Origin of the sequence: Azospirillum sp. A1-3 (assembly GCF_023806445.1) — a bacterium.
GTDB lineage: Bacteria > Pseudomonadota > Alphaproteobacteria > Azospirillales > Azospirillaceae > Azospirillum.
The window spans coordinates 2,226,278-2,250,332 of record NZ_JAMSLU010000001.1; the positions used below are offsets into that span (position 1 = coordinate 2,226,278).

The window sequence follows — 24,055 nt, forward strand, 5'->3', positions numbered from 1 at the left end:
CAGGGTCAAGTTACGGAAATGTTGCAGGAGCCTGCGGTTGCGGTACCCCCGGCCCCTGCATCCCGGCCCGTTCAGGAGCAACCGGAACGGCGCATCGAGCATGCGGTTGCAGGGTCATTATGCCCCATTTCACCCCACCCTTGGGGCGTTGCAAAGCGTGCAGGGCTGTGGTTGGGTTCCCCGAAATCGAAACGGCCTGTCCCGATGGGGAAGGGCCATAATCTGGGGAAGTGTGACGATGACCGATTTCAACACGATCGACGACCTCGAGGTGAGCGGCAAGACGGTGCTGGTCCGCGCCGACCTGAACGTTCCGATGCAGGACGGCAAGGTGTCCGACACCACCCGCATCGACCGCCTCGCCCCCACCCTGAAGGAGCTGTCCTCCAAGGGCGCCAAGGTCGTGGTCCTGTCGCATTTCGGTCGCCCGAAGAACGGCCCGGACGCCAAGAACTCGCTCCGCAACGTGCTGGACGCGCTCAGCGCCGCCGTCGGCCAGAAGGTCGCCTTCGCCGAGGATTGCGTCGGCGAGAAGGCCAAGGAGGCCATCGCCAAGGTGCATGGCGGCGCCATCGTGCTGCTGGAGAACACCCGCTTCCACGCCGAAGAGGAAAAGAACGACCCGGCTTTCGCCAAGCAGATGGCCGAACTGGGCGATCTCTACGTCAACGACGCCTTCTCCGCCGCCCACCGTGCCCATGCCTCGACCGAGGGCGTTGCCCGCCTGCTGCCCAGCGCCGCCGGCCGCCTGATGGAAGCCGAGCTGAAGGCCCTGACGCTGGCGCTGGAGAAGCCGGAGCGCCCCGTGGCCGCCGTCGTCGGCGGTGCGAAGATCTCCACCAAGCTGGAGCTGCTCGGCAACATGGTCCGCAAGGTGGACCTGCTGGTGCTGGGCGGCGGCATGGCCAACACCTTCCTGTTCGCCCAGGGCACCGACGTCGGCGCCTCGCTGTGCGAGAAGGACATGGCCGACCAGGCCCGCGCCATCATGGCGACCGCCAAGGAAGCCAACTGCGAGATCCTGCTGCCGAAGGACTTCGTCGTCGCCAAGGAGTTCAAGGCCGGCGCCGCCAACCGCGTCGTCGCCTTCGACGCCATCGGTTCCGATGAAATGGCCCTCGACATCGGCCCGGCCACCGTCGAGTTCCTGGGCGTGAAGCTGCAGGGCGCCAAGACCGTCGTGTGGAACGGCCCGCTCGGCGCCTTCGAGATCCAGCCCTTCGACGCCGGCACCAACGCTGTTGCCGGTCTGGTCGCCGCCCGCACCGAATCGGGCGGCCTGCTGTCGGTCGCCGGCGGCGGCGACACCGTGGCGGCGATGGCCCATGCCGGGGTCGAGGACAAGTTCACCTACGTGTCCGCCGCCGGCGGCGCCTTCCTGGAATGGCTGGAAGGCAAGGAACTGCCGGGCGTTGCGGCGCTGAAGAAGTAAGCGGTTCCACGGGATCGCGAACGAAAAAGGCTCCGGGTTTCGGCCCGGAGCCTTTTTGTTTTGTCACCCCTGTCCAGCCCCGTCGGACCGCAGCTTCAGCCACTCCGCCATCCCCTGATCGTCGAGCGCATACTGCCCACGCGCCGTCCGCCACAGGATGTTCTTCTGCCGCAGCGCCTCGATGGCCGCCTGCACGGCTGGCGGCTCCACCGCTTCGCCGACCACGTCGGCATAGGCCTGCAGCGCCGGGGCGGAAAAGGGGGCGGATTGCGGCCCCTCCACCGCCAGCCGCTCGACCACCGCCTGCTGTAACGGCGACAGCCCCGACCATGCATTCTCGTAATCGTCCCACACCCGCTGGCGAAGCTCGGTCGCGCCATCCGCCAGCGCCCGTTTCAGATCGCCGGCATCGCCGACCAGCAGCGCCGCATCCGATAGAATCCTCATCAGCTTTTCCGGCTGCCGTCCCACCGCGTCGAAAGCCGCGAAGACATCGTCCGCATCGAACCGGTTGCCCTCGGCCAGCCGGTCGTTGATCCAGGCCGTATAGGCATCGGTATAGGTGCGGTCGAGCAGCGGAAAACTGCGCACGCTCGTCCCGAAAAAGGGCTGGTCGCGGTTCAGCACCAGCCGGCTCAGCTTGTCGCGGTGAGATCCGGTCAGCACGATCATCAGGTTCGGCCCGTCGCGGGCATCGTCCCGGGTGTTCAGCCGGTCGCGCGCCGCCTTCAGCGCGAACATGGCGTTCAGCCCGGCCTCTGTCGTCAGCGCGTGCTGTGCCTCGTCCACCAGCAGGGCGATGCGCTTATGGGTCCGCTCAAGCAGGGCTTCCAGCGCGTCAGCCAGCGTGGTCCCCTGCGCCTGTCCGATCCGGTCGATATCGACAGAGACGCCGCCCATACCCAATTTGCTGAGGCCAACCGCCCGCGCCGCCTTCACCGGGAGACTGTCGGCCCGGCGAAGCTCGGTCTTCAGCGCCTCCGCGATCAGATGCGCCGGATCGGCCGCCATGTCCGACCACAGATCGACATAGACCGCCAGAATCCCGCGGTTCTCCAGTTCCGGCCCCAGGTCATGGCGCAGGAAGGTGCTCTTCCCGGTGCGCCGCGGCGCCGCCAGACACAGCGTCGGCTCCGCCCCGATCGGCGCGTCCCCGGTCACAATGTCGGCCAGCGACGCCGCCAGCTTCGGCCGGTGGAACAGGAACTTCTGCGCAGGCGTGGAGGTGGGGGCGGACGGCACGGGCGGCCTCATTAGGAACAATTATATTCCAGACCATAATTTATAGTCTGAAAAATAATCGTCAATAGTCCGTTGCGGACTGCGTAACGACCCCCGCACACCAACCGTTTCCCCTTGCATCCGCCCGGACAAATGCCCATAACAGCGGCGGGAGGCTGGCGTCGGACGAGTCCCTCGCCAACCCGGTCAGGTCCGGAAGGAAGCAGCCGCAACGAGTTACGGCTCGGGTCGTTCGTCCAGTCTCCCACCCCATCCGAAAATTGCCAGCACGAAACAGACGGCGACAGCGCGGCGCCGGGACGCTATCCTGCGGCCCGAAATTCCCCTCCCGTCGTTTCGACAGGCCAGCCGCGTGACCGATACCACTGCCGTTTCTGCCGCCGAAATCACCGCCGCTCCCGCCTCCCCCACCACCGGGCAGGCTTACCGGGTGCTCGCGCGCAAATACCGGCCGAAGACCTTCGACGAGCTGATCGGGCAGGATGCGCTGGTCCGCACCCTGACCAACGCCATCCAGTCCGGCCGCATCGCCCAGGCCTTCATGCTGACCGGCGTGCGCGGCGTCGGCAAGACCACCACCGCCCGCATCATCGCCCGCGCGCTGAACTGCACCGGCCCGGACGGCACCGGCGGGCCGACGGTCAGCCCCTGCGGCGTCTGCGACAATTGCCGCGCCATCGCCGAGGATCGCCACGTCGACGTGATGGAGATGGACGCCGCCAGCCACACCGGCGTCGACGACATCCGCGAGATCATCGACGGCGTGCGCTACTCGCCCGTCTCGGCCCGCTACAAGCTCTACATCATCGACGAGGTCCACATGCTGTCGAAGAGCGCGTTCAACGCGCTCCTGAAGACGCTTGAGGAACCGCCGAGCCATGTGAAGTTCGTCTTCGCCACCACCGAGATCCGCAAGGTCCCGGTCACGGTGCTGTCGCGCTGCCAGCGCTTCGACCTGCGCCGCGTCGACGCCCAGGTGTTGAAGGAGCACTTCACCCGCATCACCGCCCTTGAGGGCGCCGACATCGAGGGCGACGCCGCCGCCCTGATCGCGCGGGCCGCCGACGGGTCGGTGCGCGACGGGCTGTCGCTGCTCGATCAGGCCATCGCGCTGGCCGCCGGCACCGTCACGGCGCAGCAGGTGCGCGACATGCTGGGTCTGGCCGACCGCACCCGCGTCATCGACCTGTTCGAGGCCGCCGTCTCCGCCCGTCCGGCCGAGGCGATGGACATCCTGGCCGACCTGCACCGCGTCGGCGCCGATCCGGTGGTGATCCTGCAGGACCTGCTCGACCTCGTCCACAATCTGACCCGCCTGAAGGTGGTGCCCGACAGCGCCAACGACCCGTCCCTGCCGGAGGCGGAGCGCACACGCGGATTCGCCCTGTCGACCAAGCTCGGCATGCCGGCGCTGACCCGCGCGTGGCAGCTTCTGTTGAAGGGGCTGAACGAGGTGCAGGCCGCCCCGGTGCCACAGCAGGCGCTGGAGATGGTGATCGTCCGCCTGTCCTACGCCGCTGACCTGCCGACTCCGGGCGAGTTGATCCGCCAGTTCCAGGCCCAACAGGCCAATGGCGGCAGTGGCAATGCTGGAGGGGGGGCACCGATGGGCCGCGGCCCCGGCGGAGGCGGCGGACCGGTCGCGGTCGCCAGCCAGACCACCCACGCGGTTGCCCGTTCGATGGGTTTGGCCCAACCGCAGAGCGCTCCCGTTGCGCAGGCCGCCCCCGCCGCCACCCCGGTCGGCGAAGAGCTGTCGCCGATGCCGCACGACTTCCGTGCGCTGGTGCAGCTGTTCTCCGACCGGCGCGAGGGCGCGCTCTACGGCTATATGATGGAGACGGTTCAACTGGTCCGCATGGAGCCGGGCCGGCTGGAGCTGAAGCTCCGCCCTGCCGCCCCGCCGACCCTGCCGGCCAAGGTTGGGCAATTCCTGAGCGAATGGACCGGCCATCGCTGGATCGTCGCCCTGTCCGAAGGCCCGGCCCAGCCGACGCTGGCGGAGCAGGACAAGGCCGAGAAGCGCCGCGCCTGGTCGGAGGCCGAAACCAACCCGGTGGTGCGCGCCGTGCTCGACGCCTTCAGCGGCGCGAAGATCATCGACGTCCGCGACCTCGCCGAAGTTGCCGCGGCGGAGAGCGCGGCGGTTGCGGATGACGGCGAGACACCCGATTTCATGGTTCAGCAGCAGGACGATGGGGTCTACTACCCCCTCGACGACGAAGGAGAGTACTGACCGATGAAGAATATCGGCAACATGATGAAGCAGGCCCAGCAGATGCAGGCCAAGATGCAGGAAATGCAGGCGAGCCTGGAGCAGGTCGAAGTGACCGGCCAGAGCGCCGCCGGCATGGTCGTCGTGACCGTCAACGGCAAGAGCGAGATGAAGAAGGTCAAGCTCGACAAGTCCGTCGTCGATCCCGAGGACGTCGAGGTGCTGGAGGACCTGATCGTCGCCGCCTTCAACGACGCCAAGAAGAAGGTCGAACAGCACGTCGCCGAGGAAACCTCGAAGATGATGGGCGGCCTGAAGCTCCCGCCCGGCATGAAGCTGCCGTTCTGATCCTACGGTATCTGTGAAAATCCCCTCTCCCCGGAGGGGAGAGGGGATTTGCACATCGATGATCGGACCTGAAATCGAACGCCTGATCCAGTTGCTGTCCAAGCTGCCGGGACTCGGTCCCCGGTCGGCGCGGCGGGCGGCACTGCATCTGATGAAGCGGCGGGACAGCCTGCTGGTTCCCCTGTCGGAGGCGATGGCGGCGGCCGGCGAATCGATCCGCGCCTGCTCCATCTGCGGCAACCTGGACAGCCGCGATCCCTGCACCGTCTGCTCCGACCCCACCCGCGACCGTTCGGTCATCTGCGTGGTGGAGGATGCCGGCGACCTGTGGGCACTGGAACGCACCCGCGCCTTCCGCGGCACCTACCATGTGCTGGGCGGCCTGCTGTCGGCCCTGCAGGGTGTCGGCCCTGACGACCTGAACATCGCCGGCCTCGCCGAACGCGCCAAGGACCCGGCGGTGCACGAGATCATCCTGGCGCTGAACGCCACCGTCGACGGCCAGACCACCGCCCATGTGGTGACCGACCGCCTGAACGACTCCGACGTGTCGGTCTCCCGCCTCGCCCACGGCGTTCCAGTGGGTGGCGAGCTGGACTATCTCGACGACGGCACGCTCACCGCGGCATTGAAGGCACGGCGGCCGTTGTAGCTCCGGCCACGCGGCCCCCTCCCTAACCCTCCCCCACCTTCGGTGGGAGAGGGGACTGCCGCAATCTTACCCTCCACTGCCGAAGGCGGGGGAGGGAGGGACCCGCGGCGAAGCCGTGGGAGGGAGGGGGCACACGTACGCACCACGTACGCCCCCGCACCTCACGCATCGCGAACTGCCGTACGCCGCAGTTCACGAAGCCACGCCCACCTCCCACGCACCCACGCTGGCACGTACACCCGCATGCCGCCAATGGTCCTTCGCAACCCAACTCCCGCGAAGGCACCTTCCCGATGCGCAAGCCCGCCAAACTCCCCGTCATCCTCCGCATCCTGCTGGGCTTCTCCCCCTGGCTGTTGTTCGGCGCCCTCCTGCCGCTTGCCGGACTACTACCGGCCTCCCTCACAGCGCTAACGGCCAGCCTCGCCCTCTGCGTCCTCGACAAACTGCGCGGTTCCTACAAGGCGCCGGAGCTGGTCGCCGCCGCTTTCTTCGTCGCCCTGCCGCTCTGCGCGCCGCTGGGCTGGGACTGGCCGGTGCACAATCTCGGCTTCGCGATCCATCTTGCGCTGTCGGCCATGGCCTTCGGCAGCATCGCCATCGGCAGCCCCTTCACCCTGCAATATGCCCGCGACGACTGGCCGCGTGAGTTCTGGCACCTGCCGCAGTTCGTTGCCGTCAATCGGCTGATGACGGCGGTCTGGGGCGTGCTGTTCCTGGTCGGCGGCCTCGGCTTCGCCGCCCTGCCCGGCTGGGAGGCTCCGGTCTCCATCGGCGCCAGCGCACTTGGCATGATCGGCAACCGGCTGCTGCCGAACTGGCTGGTCACCATGGGGATACGCCGCCGGCTGGCCGAGTCCGACCCGCACCCCTGGCCGGCCCCGGCGATCCTGAACCGCAAGCGCACCGCTCCGAACGAGCGCGACGTGGTGGTGGTCGGGTCCGGCATCGGCGGACTGACGGCGGCGGCGCTGCTGGCGCGGGCCGGCGCGCGGGTCACGGTTCTGGAGGCGCATGACCGCCCCGGCGGCTTCTGCACCAGTTGGACGGTCAAGGCGCGCAACCACCGCGAACCGGGTGCCGAGCCGTTCCGCTACCTCTTCGATGCCGGTGTCCACGACATCAGCGGCGCCCAGCCCGGCGGCCCGGTCGATCATCTGCTGCGCACGCTCGGCGTCCACGACCGGGTGGACTGGCAACCGGTGAACCGGGGCGTGGTGATGAACGGCAGGTTGCTCCAACTGGCCAGTGATGCCGACGGACTGGCAACCCAGATCGCCGCCGACCACCCGCCCAGCGCCGCCGGTGCCGCCGCCTTCCTGACGGAGATGCGGGCAATCTATGACGAGATGTTCCGCGGCTGCGCCGACCGCGGCCTGCCCAACATCCCCGATTCGGTGGCGGCGATGCGCCGCTATGCGACCGACTGCCCGCATTCCATGCGCTGGATGGGCCGCCCCTTCCAGGAGATGCTGGACCATTACATTCCCGACCCGGCCGGCCAGCGCCTGCTGACCGTTCTGACCGGCTATCTCAGCGACCGGGCGGATCTGCTGACCGTCGGCCAGATGGCGCCGATCTTCGGTTACTGGTTCTCCGGCGGCCGTTATCCCGCCGGCGGGTCGCAGGCGCTGGCCGACGCGCTGGCCCAGTCGATTCGTGCCGATGGCGGCGAAGTCCGCCTGCGCACCCCCGTCAGCCGCATCCTGATCGAGAACGGCCGCGCCGCCGGCGTCGAGACTGCCGATGGCCGCATCATCCGCGCCCCCGCCGTGGTCTCCAACGCCGACGTGCGGCGGACCATGCTGGAACTGGTCGGGGCGGAGCATCTCCCGGCCGCCTACGCCGCCCGTTGCGCGGCGCTGCGTCCCTCGACCTCCGCCTTCATGGTCACGCTGGGGCTGGACATCGTCCCCGACCTGCCGGCGATGACCTTCCTGCCGTCCGATGAAGCAGGGTTCGGCATGGCGATCGCCGTCCCCTCCATCCACGACCGCAGCCTTGCCCCCGCCGGCCATGCCGCGGTGACCCTGCTGCGGCTGGCCCCGGCCGATGCCGGCTGGAACCGCGCCGATCCCGCCTACAAGGCACGCAAGCGGGCGGAGGGCGATGCGATGGTCGCTGCCGCCGCCCGCCTGATCCCCGATCTTGAACGCCACATCATCACCCGGCAGGAGGCCAGCGCCGCCACCTTCGCCCGCTATGCCCACACCAGCGCCGGTAGCATCTACGGCATCGCCCCCGACCAGCAACGGCTGACCCGCCGCAGCCCAATCCCCGGCCTGTGCCTGACCGGCGCCGGCGTCTTCCCCGGTCCCGGCGTCGAGGCCTGCGTCATCTCCGGACGGCTGGCGGCCGAGGCCCTGCTGGGCAAAGAAAGCCTGACACCGGAGGCCCTGCGCGGCACCGCCGGGCGGGCCGTCCGCTCCCCCGCCCTGCCGGTGGCCCAGATGGGCTGAGTCGTCCTATTCCGGAAACCCCGCCAACGCCCGCACCTCGGCCGGGCTGCGGCCCTCGTCGCGGAGCGAGCGCAGGGACTGGGCGCGGTCGCGCTTGGCCAGCCGCTCGCCCGCCGCGTTCCGCAGCAGGCCGTGATGGTGATAGTCCGGCGGATCGTAGCCCAGAAGCGCCTGCAGCAGCCGGTGCAGGTGGGTGGCGAAGAACAGGTCCTCGCCGCGGGTGACCAGCGTCACGCCCTGCAGATGGTCGTCGACGGTGACGCTGAGATGGTAGCTGGTCGGCGTGTCCTTGCGCGCCAGCACCACGTCGCCCAGCAGTTCCGGCGTCGCATCCTGCCAGCCCCGCGCCCGGTCGTGCCAGCGCAGCGGCCCGGTCAGCCGCCGGGCGGCCTCCACGTCGAGTCGCAGCGCCCAACTGTCGCCGCGCGCGATCCGCTCCGCCCGCTCGTCGGCGGAGCGATGCCGGCAGGTGCCGGGATAAAGCGGCCCATCCGGTCCATGAGGCGCCGCACCGGCCCGCGCGATCTCGGCGGCGATGTCCTTGCGGGTGCAGAAACAGGGATAGAGCACGCCCAGCGATTCGAGCCGGGCCAGCGCTGCGCGGAAATCGTCGAAATGGTCGGACTGGCGCCGGATCGGGCCGTCCCAGTCGAGGCCGAGCCACGCCAGATCCTCGATCAGGTCGCGCTCGTACTCGGGGCGGCAGCGGTTGGGATCGATGTCCTCGATCCGCAACAGGAAGCGGGCGGCGGCACTGCGGGGAGCGCTGCGGGCGGTGGTCCAGCCGAACAGCGCGGAATGGGCATGGCCCAGATGCAGGTGCCCGGTGGGGCTGGGGGCGAAGCGGGTGACGAGATCGCTCATCCCCGCTTTATAGCGGATCGCGCGCCGGACCGGGCGCGGGATGTAAAGGGCAGGCGTCAAATATAAGGATTGTCGCGGATCGGCTCGACCGGGATCTCTTCGCCTTCCAGATACAGCGCCAGACGGCGGCGCAGCTCGCGATCGAACGCGTCGATGCGGATCTGGCGCTCACGCTCCTCGCGTTCACGGCGCTTCTGGGCGAGGTCGATGATGACGGCGGTCATGGCGGACTTTCCTCGGGGTCGCTTCCGGCCGGTTCGGACCGGCGGGATCAGCTTGGATCAACGAGACCCACCATGGCGGCGTCATGGTTAACGAGCGGTAAGCGCACAAGGGAGGCGGCCGGACTTTCTGCCGATGTCATTGTCGATGTCACAGCCCCCGCGCGAAGGTCCGGATGGCCGTCTGCCGCCTTTCCGGGCATGTCCACAGCGCAAAAAAGGTTACACATCGGTGAAGAAATTCGGCCGCACCCGGTCAAGATGTTGAGTCCGGCCCCCTGATCCACTATGTATTTGGTTGTCCCGGATCGCCATCCGGCCGCCGGGGCGGAGCAGAGACGACCCCGCGCACAAGCCGCACCAGTGTCGCGTGCCGGGATCCAGACACGTCAGACAACGGTTTCAGATAAGGGAGTGGCCATTGGCTCCACCACCCGATCACTGTCCGGCTCTGGTGCTGAACGCGGATTTCCGCCCGCTCAGTTACTTCCCCTTGTCGCTATGGTCCTGGCAGGAAGCGGTCAAGGCGGTCTTTCTCGAACGGGTCAACATCGTATCGCACTATGACCGGGTCGTCCGATCCCCAAGTTTCGAAGTCCGGTTGCCCAGCGTCATCTCGCTGAAAGAGTTCATCCCGGCCACGCGCCGCCCGGCCTTCACCCGCTTCAACGTCTTCCTGCGCGACCGCTTCACCTGCCAGTATTGCGGCCGCCCCTTCCCCACCCACGACCTGACCTTCGACCATGTGATCCCGCGGTCGCGCGGCGGTCGGACGACGTGGGAAAACGTCATCACATCTTGTTCGGCCTGCAATCTGGCGAAGGGCGACCGCCTTCCCCACGTCTGCGGCATGATCCCCCTCAGTCCGCCCTTCCAGCCCAGTGCCTACGAGCTGCAAGAGAACGGACGCGCCTTCCCGCCAAACTTCCTCCATGAAAGTTGGCGGGATTTTCTTTACTGGGACTCGGAACTGGACCCGATGTAGCGCGCGGTGCGGATGGGGGGACGGTGTCGCCCCCTGCACCCGGCCGTTACACCCTCTCGGCCACCCAGATCACCGCCCGGGTGCCGGCCTTGATCGCCGCCGACAGGATCGGATAGCCCGCCGCGCGCTCCGCCTCGTTCTGCAGCCCGATGTCGCGGTGCTCGACCTCTTCCGCCTGGAACTTGCGGATGCTGTCGGTCAGCTCCTGCTCCTCCGGGCCGAGATGCTTCAGCTGCGCCTCGTAATGCTCCTCGATCACCTCTTCCACCGCGACGGTGCAGGCCATCGCCGCGCGTTCGCCCAGGATCGCGGTGCCGGCGCCCAGCAGGAAGCCGGTGACGTGCCACAGGGGCTGCAGCAAGGTCGGCCGCACCCGGCGCCGGTTCAGCTGCTTTTCGAAATATTCCAGATGGACCAGCTCCTGCTCCGCCATGTGGCGCAGGGTCTTGCCGTGGCGCCCCTTGCCCATGACGGCGATCTGGCCCTCATAGATGCGCTTGGCGCCGTACTCGCCGGCATGGTCGACCCGGACGATGCGGGCCAGCCGCTCGCGCCGCGGCAAATCGCCGGGCATCGAACCGGGCAACGAACCGCGACTTGTATCGGGGCGGGAAACAGCGGAGGCAGACGTCGTTTCACTCACAATGCGGTCCTCGACACCGGGGTGCGGGTGTAGGCGATGCGCGCCGCGACGAAGGCGTAGGCCGCCAGCGCCAGCGAGATCACCACGTTGTAGCCCGCCATTGAGATCCCGAACAGCGACCACGCCACTTCGTCACAGCGGGTGACCGGGGCGGCCAACACCTGGGCGCGCAACGCCTCCAGCGAATTGGCCGGCGCCGACCCGCCGCAGGACGAGGTACCGGCCCACCAATGCTGCTCCACCCCGACATGATAGGCGGCGATGCCGGCGCCGGCCAGCAGGGCCAGCCCGCTCACCACCAGCAGCGCGTCGCCCAGCCCCTTCCAGCGGCGGAACAGCCAGGTCACCAGCCCCAGCACCATCACCGCCACATAGGGCCAGCGCTGCAGGATGCACAGCACGCAGGGTTGGTAATCCAGCACGAACTGGAAGAACAGGGCCGACAGCAGCACCCCGGCGCTGGCCAGCGCCAGCAACAGGGCGGCCACGCGGGGATCGTCGAAGACACGGGACAGGAGGGGCTTGGTCGTCATGGCCGACAAGGTAGCGCGTACTGGGCCGTTCGGCCAGCCGTCCGCGATGCCCGCGCCGCCCCTGCGACGGCATGGCAGGGGCCACGGCCGGTGCGGGGAATAAGCGGCACCGCGGCGGCGTCCCCGACGCCTGGCGATGTCCGGACGGAGATGCCCGGACGCCCCCGTTCTTTTGCACTTTCCGTTTCCGGACTGTTGCGTTAGAAGAGGCGTCGCTGCGGGCGTGGTGAAATTGGTAGACGCGCCGGACTCAAAATCCGGTTCCGCAAGGAGTGTCGGTTCGAGTCCGACCGCCCGCACCACCCGATCCCCTCACTTGGGATCGTGCTTCAGATCAGCCGGCCACCTTTTCGGCGAACTGGTCGAACGCCTCGACCGCCTGGGCGGCATACATCACCGACGGCCCGGCCCCCATATAGACCGCCATCCCCATCGTCTCCATCACCTCGTCGCGGCTCGCCCCCTGCTTCATCGCCGCTTCGGCATGGAACGCGACACAGCCGTCGCAGCGGATCGCCACCGCAATGGCAAGCGCGATCAGCTCCTTGGTCTTGGTGTCGAGCGCATTCGCCTTCAGCGCCGCCTGGGCCATTCCGGAAAAGGCCTTCATGACGTCGGGCGCACCACCGCGCAGTTCGCGGATGGCGCCGGACAGCTCGCCGGTCATCTGCGGCCAGTTCTTATGCATGGTCGTCTCCTGTTCCCGAAAGGCGCCCGCCGAACCATCTGTGCCCGAGCGGCACCGCCATTCATTGACAATAAATTAGAATATACTAATCTATGGGTCAAGGCCCGTCCGCGGCCGCCCCCTCTCCCCTTTGCAAGGACCACGAACCATGTCGCTGTGCTCGCTTTTCCGCCGCCTGATTCCCGCCGCTCCCTCGGATGGACAGGGTGGCGCCGGCCGCATCCAGCAGATCGACGCGGCGACCGCGATCCAATGGCAGTCCAAGGGCGAGGCGGTGATCGTCGACGTCCGCGAACCGCACGAGCACGCCGCCGGCCACATTCCGGGCGCGATCCTGAACCCGCTGTCGCGGTTCGACCCGTCGCGCGTGCCCACCGACTCGGACAAGCATCTGGTCTTCCACTGCCAGGGCGGCATGCGCTGCGGCCCGGCGGCGGAGCGCATGATGGCCGCCGGCTACACCGGCACCATCAACCGCCTGCGCGGCGGCTTCGCCGCCTGGGCCAATGCCGGCGGAAAGGTGGAACGCTGATCGGGCGGCGGGCTCGTCGAAGCTTCTGGCCTTGCGCGTAGCCGGGGACGTATGAATCCTTACGCCGCAGGCAAGAAGCAGAGACCGCCGCATGAAGCCCGCCTCCCCCTCGACTGCCCCTTCCTCGATCATTGTCGATGAAGTCGCCCCGCAGAGCTTCACCCTGACGGTGATGTTCAACGGCCAGCGCTTCGACTGCGGCACCTACATCAACCGTGCAGCCGCGATGCAGGCCGGCCGCCTGTTCCTCCAGCGCAAGGAGGGCGAGGCGGCCAACGGTCGGACCAAGCGGAAGCCGGGCAAGACGTGATGCCCGACATGCCGCCGAACGACGATCGCCCTCGCATGGCCGCAAATCTCGGCGCCGCCATCGCCATCATGATCGTCCTGATGCTGGGCTATTGGTTGATGGACGCCCTGATGCGGCAGTCGAAGACCGAAGACTGCCTGCTGGCCCACCGTCGGACCTGCGGCCCGGTCGAGGGGCATTGAGCGATCGCCGGTGCGGAAGCCGCATGGGTGGGGCCTGGGTGGGTTCCCGACCACTCCACGCCCGTCGGGATGCTCCCACATCGGTCAGGAAAGCCATCGCTCGGCAAGATGGTGCGGGCGGCGGGACTCGAACCCGCATACCTAAGGGTGAGGGATTTTAAGTCCCTTGCGTCTACCGGTTTCGCCACGCCCGCGCCCCGGACTCTGCCATCGCAATCCAGCCCATGCGACCGGATCCGTACGGCAAAGCTCACGTCCACGGAGCGGTCCCGCGCCGCGCGCGCAGATTGCATACTTCGATATGCAACGCACCGTTCCGTGGTCATGACTTAGACAATCGCGGGGCTGCGGGTCAAGAGGCCTTCGCAAAACCGCAGGCATTCCCATATCGGAGGAAGCGCAACTGGGAGACAGGCCCGGGACCGGGCCGGCATAGGGAGGGAGGCGGCGTGAGCGAGACGCAATGGATGTCGCTGGTGGCGCTGCTGATGGTCGCGGTCCTGGTGGTGCCGGCCGCCCTTCACCGGAACCGCGGAGTCGTGCTGCGCAATGCCGCGCTGTGGCTGGCGCTGATCGTCGCCCTGGTCTGGGTCTATAACCGATTCGGACCGTTCGGCCTCTGATTAAGGACGGGTGTCCTCGTTCATCGTCATGATGCCGATTCCCATCGACACGCTGCCGAAGGTCAGCATCAGGCCGGCATAGAGCATCACCGTGGCGGTGATGCCGTAATCGCTGTTGCCGATCAGCGTCGCCAGCTTGGCGACGTCGAACCACAAGAGACCGGTCGCCAGCACCACGGCGCCGACGATGCCGGCGAACAGATGGCGGAGAAGAAACAGCAGCGCTGCTTTCTCGAAGCTCTTCATGGCGGGGCTCCGGCGGCAAACCTGATTTGGATGACAGCTTGTTAATGTAGGCCCTAAACGGTCCTCGACAATCGATCCGCCGACATAACCGTCATTTGGACCGGAGTCATAGCCCGATTACCCTTTCGTACCAACCGTGACGGTGGGCGTACCGCCCAGGCGGCGGACGATCTCCGCCAGCTCGTCGGTCGCGGCCGCCAATTCCTGCTCGTCGGTGCCGCGCAGGACCAGGCTGACCCCGAAGAAGCCGGCGCGGAAGTAAGGATAGCTGCCGATCTCCAACGCCGGATGGCGGTCCTGCAGAGCCGACAGCTCGGCGGCGATCACCCCCTCCGCCAGCTCGCAGGCCACCGTGCGGGCATGCAGCGCCGGCCCACCGGCCAGCCGCGGCAAAATGCCGTCCAGCATCGCCCGCATGATGTTGGGCACGCCGGCCATGACGAAGACGTTGCCGATCTGGAACCCCGGCGCCTGGCTGATCGGGTTGTCGATCAGGATGCCGCCGGCCGGGACGTTGGCCATGCGCAGCCGCGCCTCGTTCAGCTGGCCGGCGGCGTAATGGCGCTCCAGCCGGGCGACCGCCTCCGGGTTGCGTTCCAGCGCCACGCCGAAGGCCTTGGCGACGCAGGCGGCGGTGATGTCGTCGTGGGTCGGGCCGATGCCGCCGGTGGTGAAGACATAGGTGTAGCGGGCGCGCAGCGCGTTGACCGCGGCGACGACCTCCTCCTCCACGTCCGGCACCACGCGGGCCTCGCGCAGCCGCACGCCGATCTCCGTCAGCTTCTCCGCAATGTGGCCGAGATTGGCGTCCTTGGTCCGGCCCGACAGGATCTCGTTGCCGATCACCAGGACGGCGGCAGTGGGATTTGCGGCAACCGGGTTTTCTGCGGCTTCAGACGTCATGGCGGCGGGGGTCTCCGTGGAACGCTCTTGTCGAGCGGGAAGGCCAAGGGTAGCGTCGCCGCCAAGATGCGCTTTCCCACCCCCCTTCTTCAAGGCCGCCTGATCCGCCGCTACAAGCGGTTCCTCGCCGATATCCTGTTGGACGGGGTGGAGGTGACGGCGCATGTCCCCAATTCCGGCAGCATGATCGGGCTGGACCTTCCCGGCTCCGCCGTCTGGCTGTCGCGCTCCGACAACCCGAACCGCAAGCTGGCCTACACGCTGGAACTGGTGGAGGCCGCCGCCCCCTGGGGTGAGGGGCTGGTCGGCGTCAACACCGGCCACCCGAACGCGCTGGTCGCCGCCGCCATCGCGACCGGCACCATCCCGGAACTGGCCGGCTACGACCGGCTGCGGCGCGAGGTGAAGTACGGCCGCAACAGCCGCATCGACGTGCTGCTGGAGGACGACCCGGCCAAGTCCGCTCCCCGGCCTGCCGTCTATGTCGAGGTCAAGAACGTCCACCTCCGCCGCCCCGACGGCCCGTATGGTGACGCCGCCGAATTTCCCGACTGCGTCACCGCCCGCGGCGCCAAGCATCTGGAGGAGATGGCGGCGATGGTGGGCCAGGGCTGCCGCGCGGTCATGCTCTACCTTGTCCAGCGCGGCGATTGTTCCCATTTCCGCACGGCGGCCGATCTCGATCCGGCGTATCATGATGGTCTGCGCCGCGCGCTGGATTCGGGAGTGGAGGCGCTGTGTTGGTCTTGCGCGATCACGCCCGAATCGATTGAATTGGACCGGCCGCTGCCGATCCGGCTTTAGGACTGCGGCGGGCTTCGGCATCCGGCTTTTGGTTACTTGGCATAGGGGCTTTCGTCTTGGAACAGGATCACGTCGAATCCAACCGCGTCCGCCTTCATGGTCCGGAGGGATTCGAAGGCATGCGCAAGGCCGGCCGTCTGGCCGCGCTGGCACTGGACTACATCGTCCCCTATGTGCAGCCGGGCGTCACCACGGGCGAGCTTGACCGCCTGCTGGAGCAGTTCATCCGCGACCATGGCGGCATCCCCGCCCCGCTGGGCTATCGCGGCTTCCCGCGCGCCAACTGCATCTCGGTCAACCACGTCGTCTGCCACGGCATCCCCGGCGACAAGCGGCTGGTCGACGGCGACATCCTGAACATCGACGTCACGCCCATCGTCGACGGCTGGTACGGCGACAGCAGCCGCATGTATCTGTGCGGCGACGTCGGCGTGAAGGCGCGCAAGCTGGTGGACGTCACCTATGACGCGCTGATGATCGGCATCGCCGCGGTGAAGCCGGGCGCCACGCTGGGCGATATCGGCCACGCCATCCAGACTTTCGCCGAGTCCCACCGTTTCTCGGTGGTGCGCGATTTCTGCGGCCACGGCGTCGGCCGCGTCTTCCACGAGCCGCCGTCGGTCCTGCATTACGGCAAGCCGGGCGAGGGTCTGGTGTTGAAGGAAGGCATGATCTTCACCATCGAGCCGATGATCAACACCGGCCGCCCCGACGTGAAGATCCTGGGCGACGGCTGGACCGCCGTGACCAAGGACAAGTCGCTGTCCGCCCAGTTCGAGCATTCCATCGGCGTGACGGCCGACGGGGCGGAGATCTTCACCCTGTCGCCGGCGGGCTACACCAAGCCGCCTTACCCGGTGGAGTGACGTCCAGGGGTCATCCGGGGTGATTGGCGGGCGTCGTGTCCAGGGGATGCGGCGCCCGTTTCCGTATGAGCAAGCTTCAATACCCGGCCATGGTCGCCGGCAGGACCGCCACACTGCCGGGGTTCCCGATCAGATGGGGCGCCGGATCCAGGGTTCGGGCGGCGGCCAGCACCCCCTGGGGATCGAACCACAGCGTGACACCGGTGACCGCCATGCCTTCCACAAGGACGCGGTGTCGGCCGAAACGGTAAGCGATTTCCCGCGTGCGATCGGGCCAAAGCCGGTCTGACGAGCCCGGTCCCAGAACGCGCAACGTGCTTCCCACGGTGGATTGCCCAACCGTCAGCACGACCGCAGCCCCGGCGGCGACCCCGACGGTCGGAGCCGCCATGATGGGCGTGCCGGTCTGCCCGGACGGCGCCGCTTTCGGCTTCCGTTGCGGAATTGGAGAGGCGGCGGCCAGACGGGGCGGAAGCTGCTGCCGGCCCTGTTCAGCCAGCGCTGCCGCTGGCGCTGTCGGCATGGGGGGTACAACCGGCACCGCGGCCGGCGGAACAGGCGGGGGCTCCTCCGGCATCGGTGCCATCGCCGGAGCCGTCTGCGTAACCGGAGGCTCCGGCGGCGTTAGTGTCTTAGCGGCCTGGACATTCGCCGCCGGGCTTTGCGGGGCGGCCTCTGACGACACTTTCTCAGCCGGCGGCGGCTCTCCCGGGACCGTTGGCGTCGTGCTCGCAGTTATGGCGGCGGACAGCCGGCCCCAAAGTGCGGCAATGTCACCGGACGCCGGTTGCTGCGGAAGCACCACCGCCAGCCCGACAACCACCAAGCCGGCGGCCGCAAGTCCGGCCGCGGCGAAGGCCGCCAACCGCGGCCTGGACCTTATCCATCCGTTTCGGCGCCGGTCGTCTCCGGACGGAGTCTCCGGTCCGTCCGCACCGGATTGTCCGCTCCCGCCGTCCTCCGCCTGCACCGCGTCGCTCTGCGCTTCGGTCGGAGCGGAGGCTTTTGCCTCATCGCTCTGGGCGTTGGGGGAGCCGCGGCGCCGTCTTCCAGTTCCCGTCGCCATGGCGCCTCAGCCCGCTGTCCGCAGCATGGAAGGTGAATGCTCCGCGACGGGATGGATCCGTCCCTGGCGGTCGATCAATCGGGGCAGCACGGTAACCTTGTGAACGGGAAAATCGGTGAAGCTCGGATAATAGCGGTCGGTTCGGAACGCCATGCGCTCGACCAGATTTTTCTGATTGAAGAAGAAGTGAATGGTGTCGACCAGTTCGACCCGGGTCGTTCCGTCCTTCAGCCGGGATTCGGCCTGCACCGCGCGGAACGGGAAGACATACGTCACCTCGGTCAGGTTGCTGAAACGGTCGAACCGAGGTCCCGTCTGCGGGGCACCCAACATGCCCAGCACGTCGCTTTTGTTGGCGCCGATCATAAAGACATAGGACGGCTCGATGACGCCTGCCGGCGGCTGGCCACCGGTGGTGGTGCAGGCGGCGGTGACCAGCACCGCCGCCGCAACCGCCAGCTTGCCGGCCGTCCGCAAGCCGGTACGGAGATTGGTATTCCCGAACATCGGCAACAGCGAAGCTCCGCCCTTACGGCACCGGCAGGGCGACCAGGGTGCCGGACGCCAGCCGTTCCTGCGGATCGAGCGAGGGGTTCAGCCGGACCAGATCGGCCAGCGAAACACCGACCTTCCGGGCAACCGTTTCGAGCCGTCCGCCCCGCTTCACCTGATAGAAGCCGCGCACCTCCGGTCCGGCCGCATAGGCAACCGGCGCAGCGAGCACCGGAGCGGCCATCACCGGAGCGACCGCCATCGGCGCGGCGACCACTGGCGCCGCCATCACCGGTGCGGCGACCACCGGAGTTGCCATCACCGTTCCAACCGTCACCGCGGCCGTCGGTACGACCGTTCCCGCAACGACGGGGGTGCCGTAATAGGCGACCTGCGCCTGGGCGGACGAAGCGACAGCGACGACGGACAATGCCGCAGCGGACCATATGGACAAGCGCATCACATGCCTCCCTTACCCAGCCTAGCGGACCCGGTAGACCGGCGCGGCATAGGTCGGAACCATGTAGGTCGGCATTGCGACAACCGGTGCGGCAACGACCGGCGCCGCCATCACCGGGGCTGCAACCACCGGAGAGGCGATAACGGGCGCGCTCACCACCGGAGCCGCAACGACCGGAGAGGCGATCATGGCGGTCGGCGCAACGACCGTGGTCGCCATCACGGGAACTGTGACCACGGGCGTGGCCGCAACCACCGGGGTCGCATAGTAGACGACCTGAGCCTGAGCCGCGCCGGCCATACCGGCCACCAGCAACGTTGCACAAGCGAGTGCCTTCATCATCTCAGCCTCCTATCTGCAGCGCCGGGCGGTCAACGGACGTAGTAGACCGGCGAACCGGCGACCGGAGCGGCCATCACGGGAGTGGAGATGACGGGGGTTGCCATAACCGGGGCCGCCATGACGGGTGCGGAAACCACCGGAGTGGCCATGACGGGGGTGGAGACGACCGGGGCCGCCATAACCGGGGCCGCCATCACAGGGGTCGACACGACCGGGGACGCCATGACCGGAGTGGTCATGACCGGGCTGGCCACAACCGGGGAAGCCATAACTTGAGTGGCCATGACTGGGGTAGCCATAACCGGAGTGGCAACCACCGGAGTTGCAGTAACCGCGACGCCGGCAACGGTCGAACCGTTCGTGGTCGTACAACCGGCCAAGCCGGCAGAAACGAAAAGGGCAACAATGATTGGCGTACGCATTGGTTAATTCCTTATTAGCCGTTCATCATTGGTTGCCCCTTTTGGGCGACCACTTATGAGAGGCACTATTCCACGATATTTGGTTTTCGGGAATGGCTTTCGGACAATCTAAAATCATCATTTTGATTACAGGGCAGACACATAAAATTAGAGGCAATTCCATCGTATCCGCTGCCTGACACTTGCCCTCAACGGCTTTACTCCGATCGCTTCAATCTCTGTGCCTTGCAGAAAATGCCTACCGGGCCAATTAGGGATGACTGGGAATATTTGTCCCGACACCCGGCAAAACCTGCCGCCCGGCTGCATTGCCTAAGGACTATGATGTTATCGAGCAAAGCAACATCCAACCAGTATCGCTAGGCTTTCTCTTTTTCCGGCCACTGGCTCCAGTTGGCATCGTTTTTGTTTGGCTGCTTCCAAGGAGGTACTCGCTATGCAAAGACTTGCTGCACTGGCGATGGCCATCGCCCTTTCCATACTGACGCTCGAACCGGTTTTCGCCGGATGCGGCCCGGCCGGCATCCAGCTGTTGCCGACCAGCGCGGCGTCGGCGGTGAAGATCACCATCCGGACCTCAAGCGGCCAGCCCGCGTTCGGGACGGGGGTCATCTGGGACAGCGATGGCCACATCGTCACCAATGACCATGTTGCCACGGTCGGAGACCGGCACATCGTCACCCTGGCCGACGGCGAGCACCGCGCTGCCCGGATCGTGGCCCGTGCGCCCGACCAGGATCTGGCGCTGTTGTCCGTCGACGGCCCCCTTCCCCCGGCAGCACGGCGTGCGCCGGCCGGCAGCCTGCAGCCGGGCGACTCCGTGCTGGCGATCGGCAATCCGTTCGGTCAAGGGACCACCATCAGCACCGGCATCGTCAACGGCTTCGGCCGCGAGGTCATCACGGCACCGGATCGCCACATGATGGGAATGGTGGAGACAACGGTGCCGCTGCGTCCCGGCAATTCCGGCGGTCCATTGCTGAGCTGCCGCGGGGAAGTCGTCGGGATCAACACGGCGGCGGTGCAAACCGCACCCGGCGGCTCGACCCTGGGCTTTGCCATCCCGATGGAGATCGCCGATGCGACGGTCGCGCGGATGTTGCGCGCCGACACCGCCGTCGCTGCGGCACCCGATTTCGGCTCGCGGTTCCCTGCGGAATCCGGAACCGTGCAGCGCGGATCGGCCCGTCCGGGACTGGGGCTCTATGTGGTGCCCGGCGGCAGCGCCCTTGTGGTCCAGCAGGTCGTCCCCGGTTCCCCCGCCGCCCGCGCCGGAGCAATGCCGGGAGACGCCATCATCGAGGCCAATGGCCGCATGGTCTCCTCGCCGGAGGAACTGCAATCCCTCGTCCACGACGCCACCGTAGGCACCATCGCTGTCCTGAGAATCCTCCGCTCCGGAGTTGCTCTCGACATGGCCGTACGGATCACGCCGGTGGTCTTCTCTCCATAGCGGCGGCACCGGGCGACGCCGTCAGCAACCCACTTCGGGATCCAAGACCAGAAACGATCAAGGGCCCGGCAATTGCTTGCCGAGCCCTTGAAGAAACTGGTGCCGCAACAGGGATTTGAACCCCGGACCTACTGATTACGAATCAGTTGCTCTACCCCTGAGCTACTGCGGCGTCGTTGTGGCGCGGAACATAGCGATGTGCTCCGCGGGATGCAAGCAGTGAATTTCGGAAAATTCGACCGCTCCGCCTCAAGCCTGCCATGCACCCGAACGCCTCATCCATGCTGCCGGATCACCTCCAGGAAGGCATCGGCGTAGCGTTCCAGCTTGCGGCCGCCCACCCCCGGCAGATGGGCGAAGGCGGCGTGGTCGCGGGGGCGCTGGGCCACCATCTCCAACAGTGTGCTGTCGTGGAAGATCACGTAGGGCGGCACGCTCTGCGCCTTGGCCAGCGCCGTCCGGCAGTCCTTCAGCGCATGCCACAGCGCGTCGTCGGCAGCCGACAGCGCACCGCGGGCGCCGGAGCGCGACACGCCCTCGCCGCTCGATCCGCCGCCGACCGACCCGCCCCGCGCGGTGTGGCGGCGCAGCGCGTCGTGGACGCCGCGGCGGCGTTCCAGCACCGGGTCCTTGCGCAGCTTCACCACCCGCTGCCCCTTGATGACGGCCACCCCGGCATCGGTCAGGCGGAAGCCGCCATAGCCTTCCAGATCGACGGTCAGCAGCCCGGTCGCCACCAACTGGCGGTAGACCGACTGCCATTCGACCTTGGTGAGATCCTTGCCAACGGCGAAGGTCTTCAGTTGGTCATGGTTCTGCTGCACCACCTTTTCGGTGGCGTTGCCGACCAGCACGTCGATCAGGTGACCGGCGCCATAGCGCTGGCCGGTGCGGTAGACCGCCGACAGCGCCTTCTGCGCGGCGATGGTGCCGTCCCAGGTCTCGACCGGGTCCAGGCAGGTGTCGCAGTTGCCGCAGGGCTCCGGCAGCGTCTCGTTGAAATAGTTCAGCAGCACCTGACGGCGGCAGTCCGATGTCTCGCAGAAGCCCAGCAGAGCCTCCAGCTTGCCGCGCTCCACCCGGCGGTGGCTGTCGCCGGCCTCCGACTGCTCCAGCATCTGGCGCAGCATCACCACGTCGGCCATGCCGTAGGCCATCCAGGCGTTGGCGGGCAGCCCGTCGCGGCCGGCGCGGCCGGTCTCCTGGTAATAGGCTTCCAGGCTCTTGGGCGGGTCGAGGTGGCAGACGAAGCGGACGTTCGGCTTGTCGATCCCCATGCCGAAGGCCACCGTGGCGACCATCACCAGACCTTCGCTCTTGATGAAGCGGTCCTGGTTGGCCTCGCGCACCTCGGCGGGCAGTCCGGCATGGTAGGGCAGAGCCTCGCGGCCCTGTTGGTTCAGCCAGGCGGCGACATCCTCAACCTTGTTGCGCGACATGCAATAGATGATGCCGGCGTCTTCCGGGTGGTTCTCGCGCAGGAAGGCCAGCATCTGCTGGCGCTCGCTCTTCTTCGGCACCACGCGGTAGGTGATGTTGGGGCGGTCGAAGCTGGACAGGAAGACGCGGGCGTCGGTCAGCCCCAGCTTGTCCTTGATCTCGGCGCGGGTCTGCACGTCGGCGGTGGCGGTCAGCGCTATGCGCGGCACCATCGGGTGGCGTTCGTGCAGGATCGACAGCTGCAGATATTCGGGGCGGAAGTCATGCCCCCACTGCGACACGCAATGCGCCTCGTCCAGCGCGAACAGCGCCAGCCGGGTGCGGTCGAGCAGGTCGAGGAAGCGCGGCGTCACCAGCCGTTCCGGCGCGACATAGACGAGGTCGATCTCGCCCTGCACCATCGCCCGCTCCACCTCCCGCGCCTCCGCCGGGCCGAGGGAGGAGTTGAGGAAGGCCGCGCGCACGCCCAATTCCCGCAGAGCCGTCACCTGATCGCGCATCAGGGCGATCAGCGGCGAGACCACCACCGTCACGCCGTCGCGCACCAGCGCCGGGATCTGGTAGCACAGCGACTTGCCGCCGCCGGTCGGCATCAGCACCAGCGCGTCGCCGCCGCGCACCACATGGTCGATGATGTCGGCCTGCTGGCCGCGGAAGGAGTCGTAGCCGAACACCGTCCGCAGCGCGTCGAGCGCCGTGGCCGGCCGTTGACCGAGGGCATCGTCCGACGCACCCGGGTTGCTGTAGGAAAACAACGAATCCACGCCGATGCGGTTCAGGAAAGTGGTGCCGGAAATCCGGCTTGTCGTCTCAACGCCCCATCATGTGGCACAGATCGCCCCCGGGGCAAAGCCGCAAAGGGACACGCCCGGGAACAAAGGTCGGACCTGCCCCGGCGCCACCACACATTGGTGTGAAACAGTAGCGCCCGCTCATCGTCCGCGTGTAAACTGAAAACGGCGGATGGATTGGCCATCCGCCGTTTCAGAAGGAGGAAGGTGGCATGAGCAAAATGCCCTTCTTCCTGGTGCTCCAGTGGCGGCGATGGCGGATCGAAATCCGCCTGATCCGTCGCTAAACACCGGGAGAGTGCCGGTGGGTGTAGCAGCACCCGCCGGCCACCTCCGAAAAATATACAGCCGCACGCCCCGATTTTCAACGCGCGGTATTGGCCGCTACAGCAAATCCCGCAGCATCGCCACCAGCGGCACGTCGGCCGGCGGCATCGGGTAATCGCCCATCCGGTTCGGGTAGACCCAGGCTAGTCTCTGCCCCTCCTGCGGCATCACGTCACCCTCCCACACCCGGCAGACATAGAGCGGCATCAGCAGATGGAAGCTCTCGTAGCTGTGGGAGGCGAAGGTGAAGGGCGCGAGGCAGCTCGCCGCCGTGTCGATGCCCAACTCCTCCTTCAGCTCGCGCACCAGCGCGGCCTCCGGCGTTTCCCCGGCATCGACCTTGCCGCCGGGGAATTCCCACAGCCCCGCCAGCGACTTGCCGGGCGGGCGCTGGGCCAGCAGCACGCGCCCGTCGGCATCGACGAGCGCCACTGCGACCACCATCAGCACCGGCAGCGAGCCGCGGGCGGGGGTGGAACTGGGATCGAAACAGGCGGTCATCACTCAACTCCGG

28 protein-coding genes, 3 tRNA genes and 1 other RNA gene are annotated in these 24,055 nt (G+C 67.4%); 15 read left to right on the top strand and 17 right to left on the bottom strand.

The annotated features are described in order from the left end of the window. Window positions 1-238: 238 nt before the first annotated feature. The gene (locus M5E06_RS10685; protein ID WP_252138147.1) at window positions 239-1,432 is read left to right on the top strand and encodes a phosphoglycerate kinase; all 1,194 of its coding nucleotides are present in this window, start codon (window positions 239-241) and stop codon (window positions 1,430-1,432) included. A gap of 63 nt (window positions 1,433-1,495) precedes the next feature. Here the strand turns inward: M5E06_RS10685 and M5E06_RS10690 are convergent, their stop codons facing one another. Then, a complete protein-coding gene (locus M5E06_RS10690; protein WP_252138148.1) occupies window positions 1,496-2,674 on the bottom strand; it encodes an AAA family ATPase in 1,179 nt (392 codons plus the stop codon). A 150-nt stretch (window positions 2,675-2,824) separates the two neighbouring features. Between M5E06_RS10690 and ffs the strand changes: the two genes are divergently transcribed. The 5 genes from ffs (at window position 2,825) to M5E06_RS10715 (ending at window position 8,348) form a co-directional block, all read left to right on the top strand. Continuing rightward, window positions 2,825-2,922, top strand: an RNA gene (ffs, locus tag M5E06_RS10695) — signal recognition particle sRNA small type. A gap of 104 nt (window positions 2,923-3,026) precedes the next feature. After that, window positions 3,027-4,910: a DNA polymerase III subunit gamma/tau gene (locus tag M5E06_RS10700; protein ID WP_252138149.1), complete on the top strand. Its 1,884-nt coding sequence runs from the start codon at window positions 3,027-3,029 to the stop codon at window positions 4,908-4,910. A gap of 3 nt (window positions 4,911-4,913) precedes the next feature. After that, window positions 4,914-5,237 carry a YbaB/EbfC family nucleoid-associated protein gene (locus M5E06_RS10705; RefSeq protein ID WP_085090301.1) on the top strand — a complete coding sequence of 108 codons (324 nt, stop codon included), beginning with the start codon at window positions 4,914-4,916 and terminating at the stop codon, window positions 5,235-5,237. Window positions 5,238-5,295: 58 nt separating this feature from the next. Further along, the gene (gene recR, locus M5E06_RS10710; RefSeq protein WP_252138150.1) at window positions 5,296-5,889 is read left to right on the top strand and encodes a recombination mediator RecR; all 594 of its coding nucleotides are present in this window, start codon (window positions 5,296-5,298) and stop codon (window positions 5,887-5,889) included. A 293-nt stretch (window positions 5,890-6,182) separates the two neighbouring features. After that, complete coding sequence (locus M5E06_RS10715) at window positions 6,183-8,348, top strand: phytoene desaturase family protein (RefSeq protein WP_252138151.1); 2,166 nt, start codon at window positions 6,183-6,185, stop codon at window positions 8,346-8,348. Between the two features lie 6 nt (window positions 8,349-8,354). Here M5E06_RS10715 and gluQRS read toward each other — a convergent pair whose 3' ends face one another. Next, entirely contained in the window at window positions 8,355-9,212 is an 858-nt protein-coding gene (gene gluQRS, locus M5E06_RS10720) for a tRNA glutamyl-Q(34) synthetase GluQRS (RefSeq protein WP_252138152.1), read from the bottom strand. 56 nt (window positions 9,213-9,268) lie between these two features. Continuing rightward, on the bottom strand, window positions 9,269-9,436 hold the full coding sequence (locus M5E06_RS10725) for a hypothetical protein (RefSeq protein WP_014248815.1): 168 nt from the start codon (window positions 9,434-9,436) through the stop codon (window positions 9,269-9,271). Window positions 9,437-9,854: 418 nt separating this feature from the next. Here M5E06_RS10725 and M5E06_RS10730 point away from each other — a divergent pair, with 418 nt between their 5' ends. Next, window positions 9,855-10,418, top strand: a complete 564-nt coding sequence (locus tag M5E06_RS10730; protein WP_042688610.1) for an HNH endonuclease — start codon at window positions 9,855-9,857, stop codon at window positions 10,416-10,418. Between the two features lie 46 nt (window positions 10,419-10,464). On the opposite strand, the gene M5E06_RS10735 is transcribed toward M5E06_RS10730, so the two are convergent. Next, entirely contained in the window at window positions 10,465-11,061 is a 597-nt protein-coding gene (locus M5E06_RS10735) for a demethoxyubiquinone hydroxylase family protein (protein WP_199230905.1), read from the bottom strand. Further along, window positions 11,058-11,594, bottom strand: coding sequence for a disulfide bond formation protein B (locus M5E06_RS10740; protein WP_252138153.1), 537 nt, complete (start codon window positions 11,592-11,594; stop codon window positions 11,058-11,060). Before M5E06_RS10740 ends, M5E06_RS10735 begins: the two co-directional genes overlap by 4 nt. A 217-nt stretch (window positions 11,595-11,811) precedes the next feature. Here M5E06_RS10740 and M5E06_RS10745 point away from each other — a divergent pair. Then, window positions 11,812-11,896: transfer RNA gene (locus tag M5E06_RS10745), tRNA-Leu, on the top strand. Window positions 11,897-11,928: 32 nt separating this feature from the next. On the opposite strand, the gene M5E06_RS10750 is transcribed toward M5E06_RS10745, so the two are convergent. Further along, window positions 11,929-12,282 carry a carboxymuconolactone decarboxylase family protein gene (locus tag M5E06_RS10750; RefSeq protein WP_109152239.1) on the bottom strand — a complete coding sequence of 118 codons (354 nt, stop codon included), beginning with the start codon at window positions 12,280-12,282 and terminating at the stop codon, window positions 11,929-11,931. Between the two features lie 148 nt (window positions 12,283-12,430). On the opposite strand from M5E06_RS10750, the gene M5E06_RS10755 reads away from it, so the two are divergent. The 3 genes from M5E06_RS10755 to M5E06_RS10765 all read left to right on the top strand — a co-directional run bounded on the left by M5E06_RS10755 (window position 12,431) and on the right by M5E06_RS10765 (window position 13,306). Continuing rightward, window positions 12,431-12,814: a rhodanese-like domain-containing protein gene (locus tag M5E06_RS10755; protein ID WP_252138154.1), complete on the top strand. Its 384-nt coding sequence runs from the start codon at window positions 12,431-12,433 to the stop codon at window positions 12,812-12,814. Between the two features lie 91 nt (window positions 12,815-12,905). Continuing rightward, on the top strand, window positions 12,906-13,124 hold the full coding sequence (locus tag M5E06_RS10760; protein WP_109152241.1) for a hypothetical protein: 219 nt from the start codon (window positions 12,906-12,908) through the stop codon (window positions 13,122-13,124). A 35-nt stretch (window positions 13,125-13,159) separates the two neighbouring features. Further along, a complete protein-coding gene (locus M5E06_RS10765; protein WP_252138155.1) occupies window positions 13,160-13,306 on the top strand; it encodes a hypothetical protein in 147 nt (48 codons plus the stop codon). Window positions 13,307-13,415: 109 nt separating this feature from the next. Here the strand turns inward: M5E06_RS10765 and M5E06_RS10770 are convergent. After that, window positions 13,416-13,500: transfer RNA gene (locus M5E06_RS10770), tRNA-Leu, on the bottom strand. A gap of 255 nt (window positions 13,501-13,755) precedes the next feature. Here M5E06_RS10770 and M5E06_RS10775 point away from each other — a divergent pair. Continuing rightward, window positions 13,756-13,929 carry a hypothetical protein gene (locus M5E06_RS10775; protein ID WP_252138156.1) on the top strand — a complete coding sequence of 58 codons (174 nt, stop codon included), beginning with the start codon at window positions 13,756-13,758 and terminating at the stop codon, window positions 13,927-13,929. Here M5E06_RS10775 and M5E06_RS10780 read toward each other — a convergent pair whose 3' ends face one another. Together M5E06_RS10780 and M5E06_RS10785 are read right to left on the bottom strand one after the other, a co-directional pair. Next, complete coding sequence (locus M5E06_RS10780) at window positions 13,930-14,175, bottom strand: hypothetical protein (RefSeq protein WP_109152243.1); 246 nt, start codon at window positions 14,173-14,175, stop codon at window positions 13,930-13,932. A 117-nt stretch (window positions 14,176-14,292) separates the two neighbouring features. Beyond that, window positions 14,293-15,078: a competence/damage-inducible protein A gene (locus M5E06_RS10785; protein WP_252138157.1), complete on the bottom strand. Its 786-nt coding sequence runs from the start codon at window positions 15,076-15,078 to the stop codon at window positions 14,293-14,295. Window positions 15,079-15,144: 66 nt separating this feature from the next. Between M5E06_RS10785 and sfsA the strand changes: the two genes are divergently transcribed. Beyond that, entirely contained in the window at window positions 15,145-15,882 is a 738-nt protein-coding gene (gene sfsA / locus M5E06_RS10790; RefSeq protein WP_252138541.1) for a DNA/RNA nuclease SfsA, read from the top strand. 56 nt (window positions 15,883-15,938) lie between these two features. Beyond that, a complete protein-coding gene (map, locus tag M5E06_RS10795; RefSeq protein WP_252138158.1) occupies window positions 15,939-16,748 on the top strand; it encodes a type I methionyl aminopeptidase in 810 nt (269 codons plus the stop codon). Window positions 16,749-16,824: 76 nt separating this feature from the next. Here map and M5E06_RS10800 read toward each other — a convergent pair whose 3' ends face one another. From M5E06_RS10800 to M5E06_RS10820, 5 genes are all read right to left on the bottom strand, one after another. Next, on the bottom strand, window positions 16,825-17,271 hold the full coding sequence (locus M5E06_RS10800) for a hypothetical protein (RefSeq protein ID WP_252138159.1): 447 nt from the start codon (window positions 17,269-17,271) through the stop codon (window positions 16,825-16,827). A 549-nt stretch (window positions 17,272-17,820) separates the two neighbouring features. Beyond that, window positions 17,821-18,291 carry a hypothetical protein gene (locus M5E06_RS10805; RefSeq protein WP_252138160.1) on the bottom strand — a complete coding sequence of 157 codons (471 nt, stop codon included), beginning with the start codon at window positions 18,289-18,291 and terminating at the stop codon, window positions 17,821-17,823. A 52-nt stretch (window positions 18,292-18,343) separates the two neighbouring features. After that, entirely contained in the window at window positions 18,344-18,766 is a 423-nt protein-coding gene (locus M5E06_RS10810) for a LysM peptidoglycan-binding domain-containing protein (protein WP_252138161.1), read from the bottom strand. A 21-nt stretch (window positions 18,767-18,787) separates the two neighbouring features. Next, complete coding sequence (locus M5E06_RS10815) at window positions 18,788-19,108, bottom strand: hypothetical protein (RefSeq protein ID WP_252138162.1); 321 nt, start codon at window positions 19,106-19,108, stop codon at window positions 18,788-18,790. A 29-nt stretch (window positions 19,109-19,137) separates the two neighbouring features. Continuing rightward, entirely contained in the window at window positions 19,138-19,347 is a 210-nt protein-coding gene (locus tag M5E06_RS10820) for a hypothetical protein (RefSeq protein WP_252138163.1), read from the bottom strand. A gap of 643 nt (window positions 19,348-19,990) precedes the next feature. Here M5E06_RS10820 and M5E06_RS10825 point away from each other — a divergent pair. Further along, window positions 19,991-20,983, top strand: a complete 993-nt coding sequence (locus tag M5E06_RS10825) for a S1C family serine protease (protein ID WP_252138164.1) — start codon at window positions 19,991-19,993, stop codon at window positions 20,981-20,983. 97 nt (window positions 20,984-21,080) lie between these two features. Here the strand turns inward: M5E06_RS10825 and M5E06_RS10830 are convergent. From M5E06_RS10830 to M5E06_RS10840, 3 genes are all read right to left on the bottom strand, one after another. Then, window positions 21,081-21,155 (bottom strand) — tRNA-Thr (locus M5E06_RS10830). Between the two features lie 103 nt (window positions 21,156-21,258). Continuing rightward, a complete protein-coding gene (recQ, locus tag M5E06_RS10835; RefSeq protein WP_252138165.1) occupies window positions 21,259-23,187 on the bottom strand; it encodes a DNA helicase RecQ in 1,929 nt (642 codons plus the stop codon). Window positions 23,188-23,598: 411 nt separating this feature from the next. Further along, complete coding sequence (locus tag M5E06_RS10840; RefSeq protein WP_109152247.1) at window positions 23,599-24,042, bottom strand: (deoxy)nucleoside triphosphate pyrophosphohydrolase; 444 nt, start codon at window positions 24,040-24,042, stop codon at window positions 23,599-23,601. Between the last annotated feature and the right edge of the window lie 13 nt (window positions 24,043-24,055).

Coding starts and splice junctions, on each gene's coding strand:
- M5E06_RS10685 (WP_252138147.1), top strand. CDS start 239: ATGACCGATTTCAACACGATCGACGACCTCGAGGTGAGCGGCAAGACG.
- M5E06_RS10705 (WP_085090301.1), top strand. CDS start 4,914: ATGAAGAATATCGGCAACATGATGAAGCAGGCCCAGCAGATGCAGGCC.
- recR (WP_252138150.1), top strand. CDS start 5,296: ATGATCGGACCTGAAATCGAACGCCTGATCCAGTTGCTGTCCAAGCTG.
- M5E06_RS10715 (WP_252138151.1), top strand. CDS start 6,183: ATGCGCAAGCCCGCCAAACTCCCCGTCATCCTCCGCATCCTGCTGGGC.
- gluQRS (WP_252138152.1), bottom strand. CDS start 9,212: ATGAGCGATCTCGTCACCCGCTTCGCCCCCAGCCCCACCGGGCACCTG.
- M5E06_RS10725 (WP_014248815.1), bottom strand. CDS start 9,436: ATGACCGCCGTCATCATCGACCTCGCCCAGAAGCGCCGTGAACGCGAG.
- M5E06_RS10740 (WP_252138153.1), bottom strand. CDS start 11,594: ATGACGACCAAGCCCCTCCTGTCCCGTGTCTTCGACGATCCCCGCGTG.
- M5E06_RS10750 (WP_109152239.1), bottom strand. CDS start 12,282: ATGCATAAGAACTGGCCGCAGATGACCGGCGAGCTGTCCGGCGCCATC.
- M5E06_RS10755 (WP_252138154.1), top strand. CDS start 12,431: ATGTCGCTGTGCTCGCTTTTCCGCCGCCTGATTCCCGCCGCTCCCTCG.
- M5E06_RS10760 (WP_109152241.1), top strand. CDS start 12,906: ATGAAGCCCGCCTCCCCCTCGACTGCCCCTTCCTCGATCATTGTCGAT.
- M5E06_RS10765 (WP_252138155.1), top strand. CDS start 13,160: ATGGCCGCAAATCTCGGCGCCGCCATCGCCATCATGATCGTCCTGATG.
- M5E06_RS10780 (WP_109152243.1), bottom strand. CDS start 14,175: ATGAAGAGCTTCGAGAAAGCAGCGCTGCTGTTTCTTCTCCGCCATCTG.
- M5E06_RS10785 (WP_252138157.1), bottom strand. CDS start 15,078: ATGACGTCTGAAGCCGCAGAAAACCCGGTTGCCGCAAATCCCACTGCC.
- sfsA (WP_252138541.1), top strand. CDS start 15,145: ATGCGCTTTCCCACCCCCCTTCTTCAAGGCCGCCTGATCCGCCGCTAC.
- M5E06_RS10800 (WP_252138159.1), bottom strand. CDS start 17,271: ATGCCGACAGCGCCAGCGGCAGCGCTGGCTGAACAGGGCCGGCAGCAG.
- M5E06_RS10810 (WP_252138161.1), bottom strand. CDS start 18,766: ATGCGCTTGTCCATATGGTCCGCTGCGGCATTGTCCGTCGTCGCTGTC.
- M5E06_RS10815 (WP_252138162.1), bottom strand. CDS start 19,108: ATGATGAAGGCACTCGCTTGTGCAACGTTGCTGGTGGCCGGTATGGCC.
- M5E06_RS10820 (WP_252138163.1), bottom strand. CDS start 19,347: ATGACCACTCCGGTCATGGCGTCCCCGGTCGTGTCGACCCCTGTGATG.
- M5E06_RS10825 (WP_252138164.1), top strand. CDS start 19,991: ATGGCCATCGCCCTTTCCATACTGACGCTCGAACCGGTTTTCGCCGGA.
- M5E06_RS10840 (WP_109152247.1), bottom strand. CDS start 24,042: ATGACCGCCTGTTTCGATCCCAGTTCCACCCCCGCCCGCGGCTCGCTG.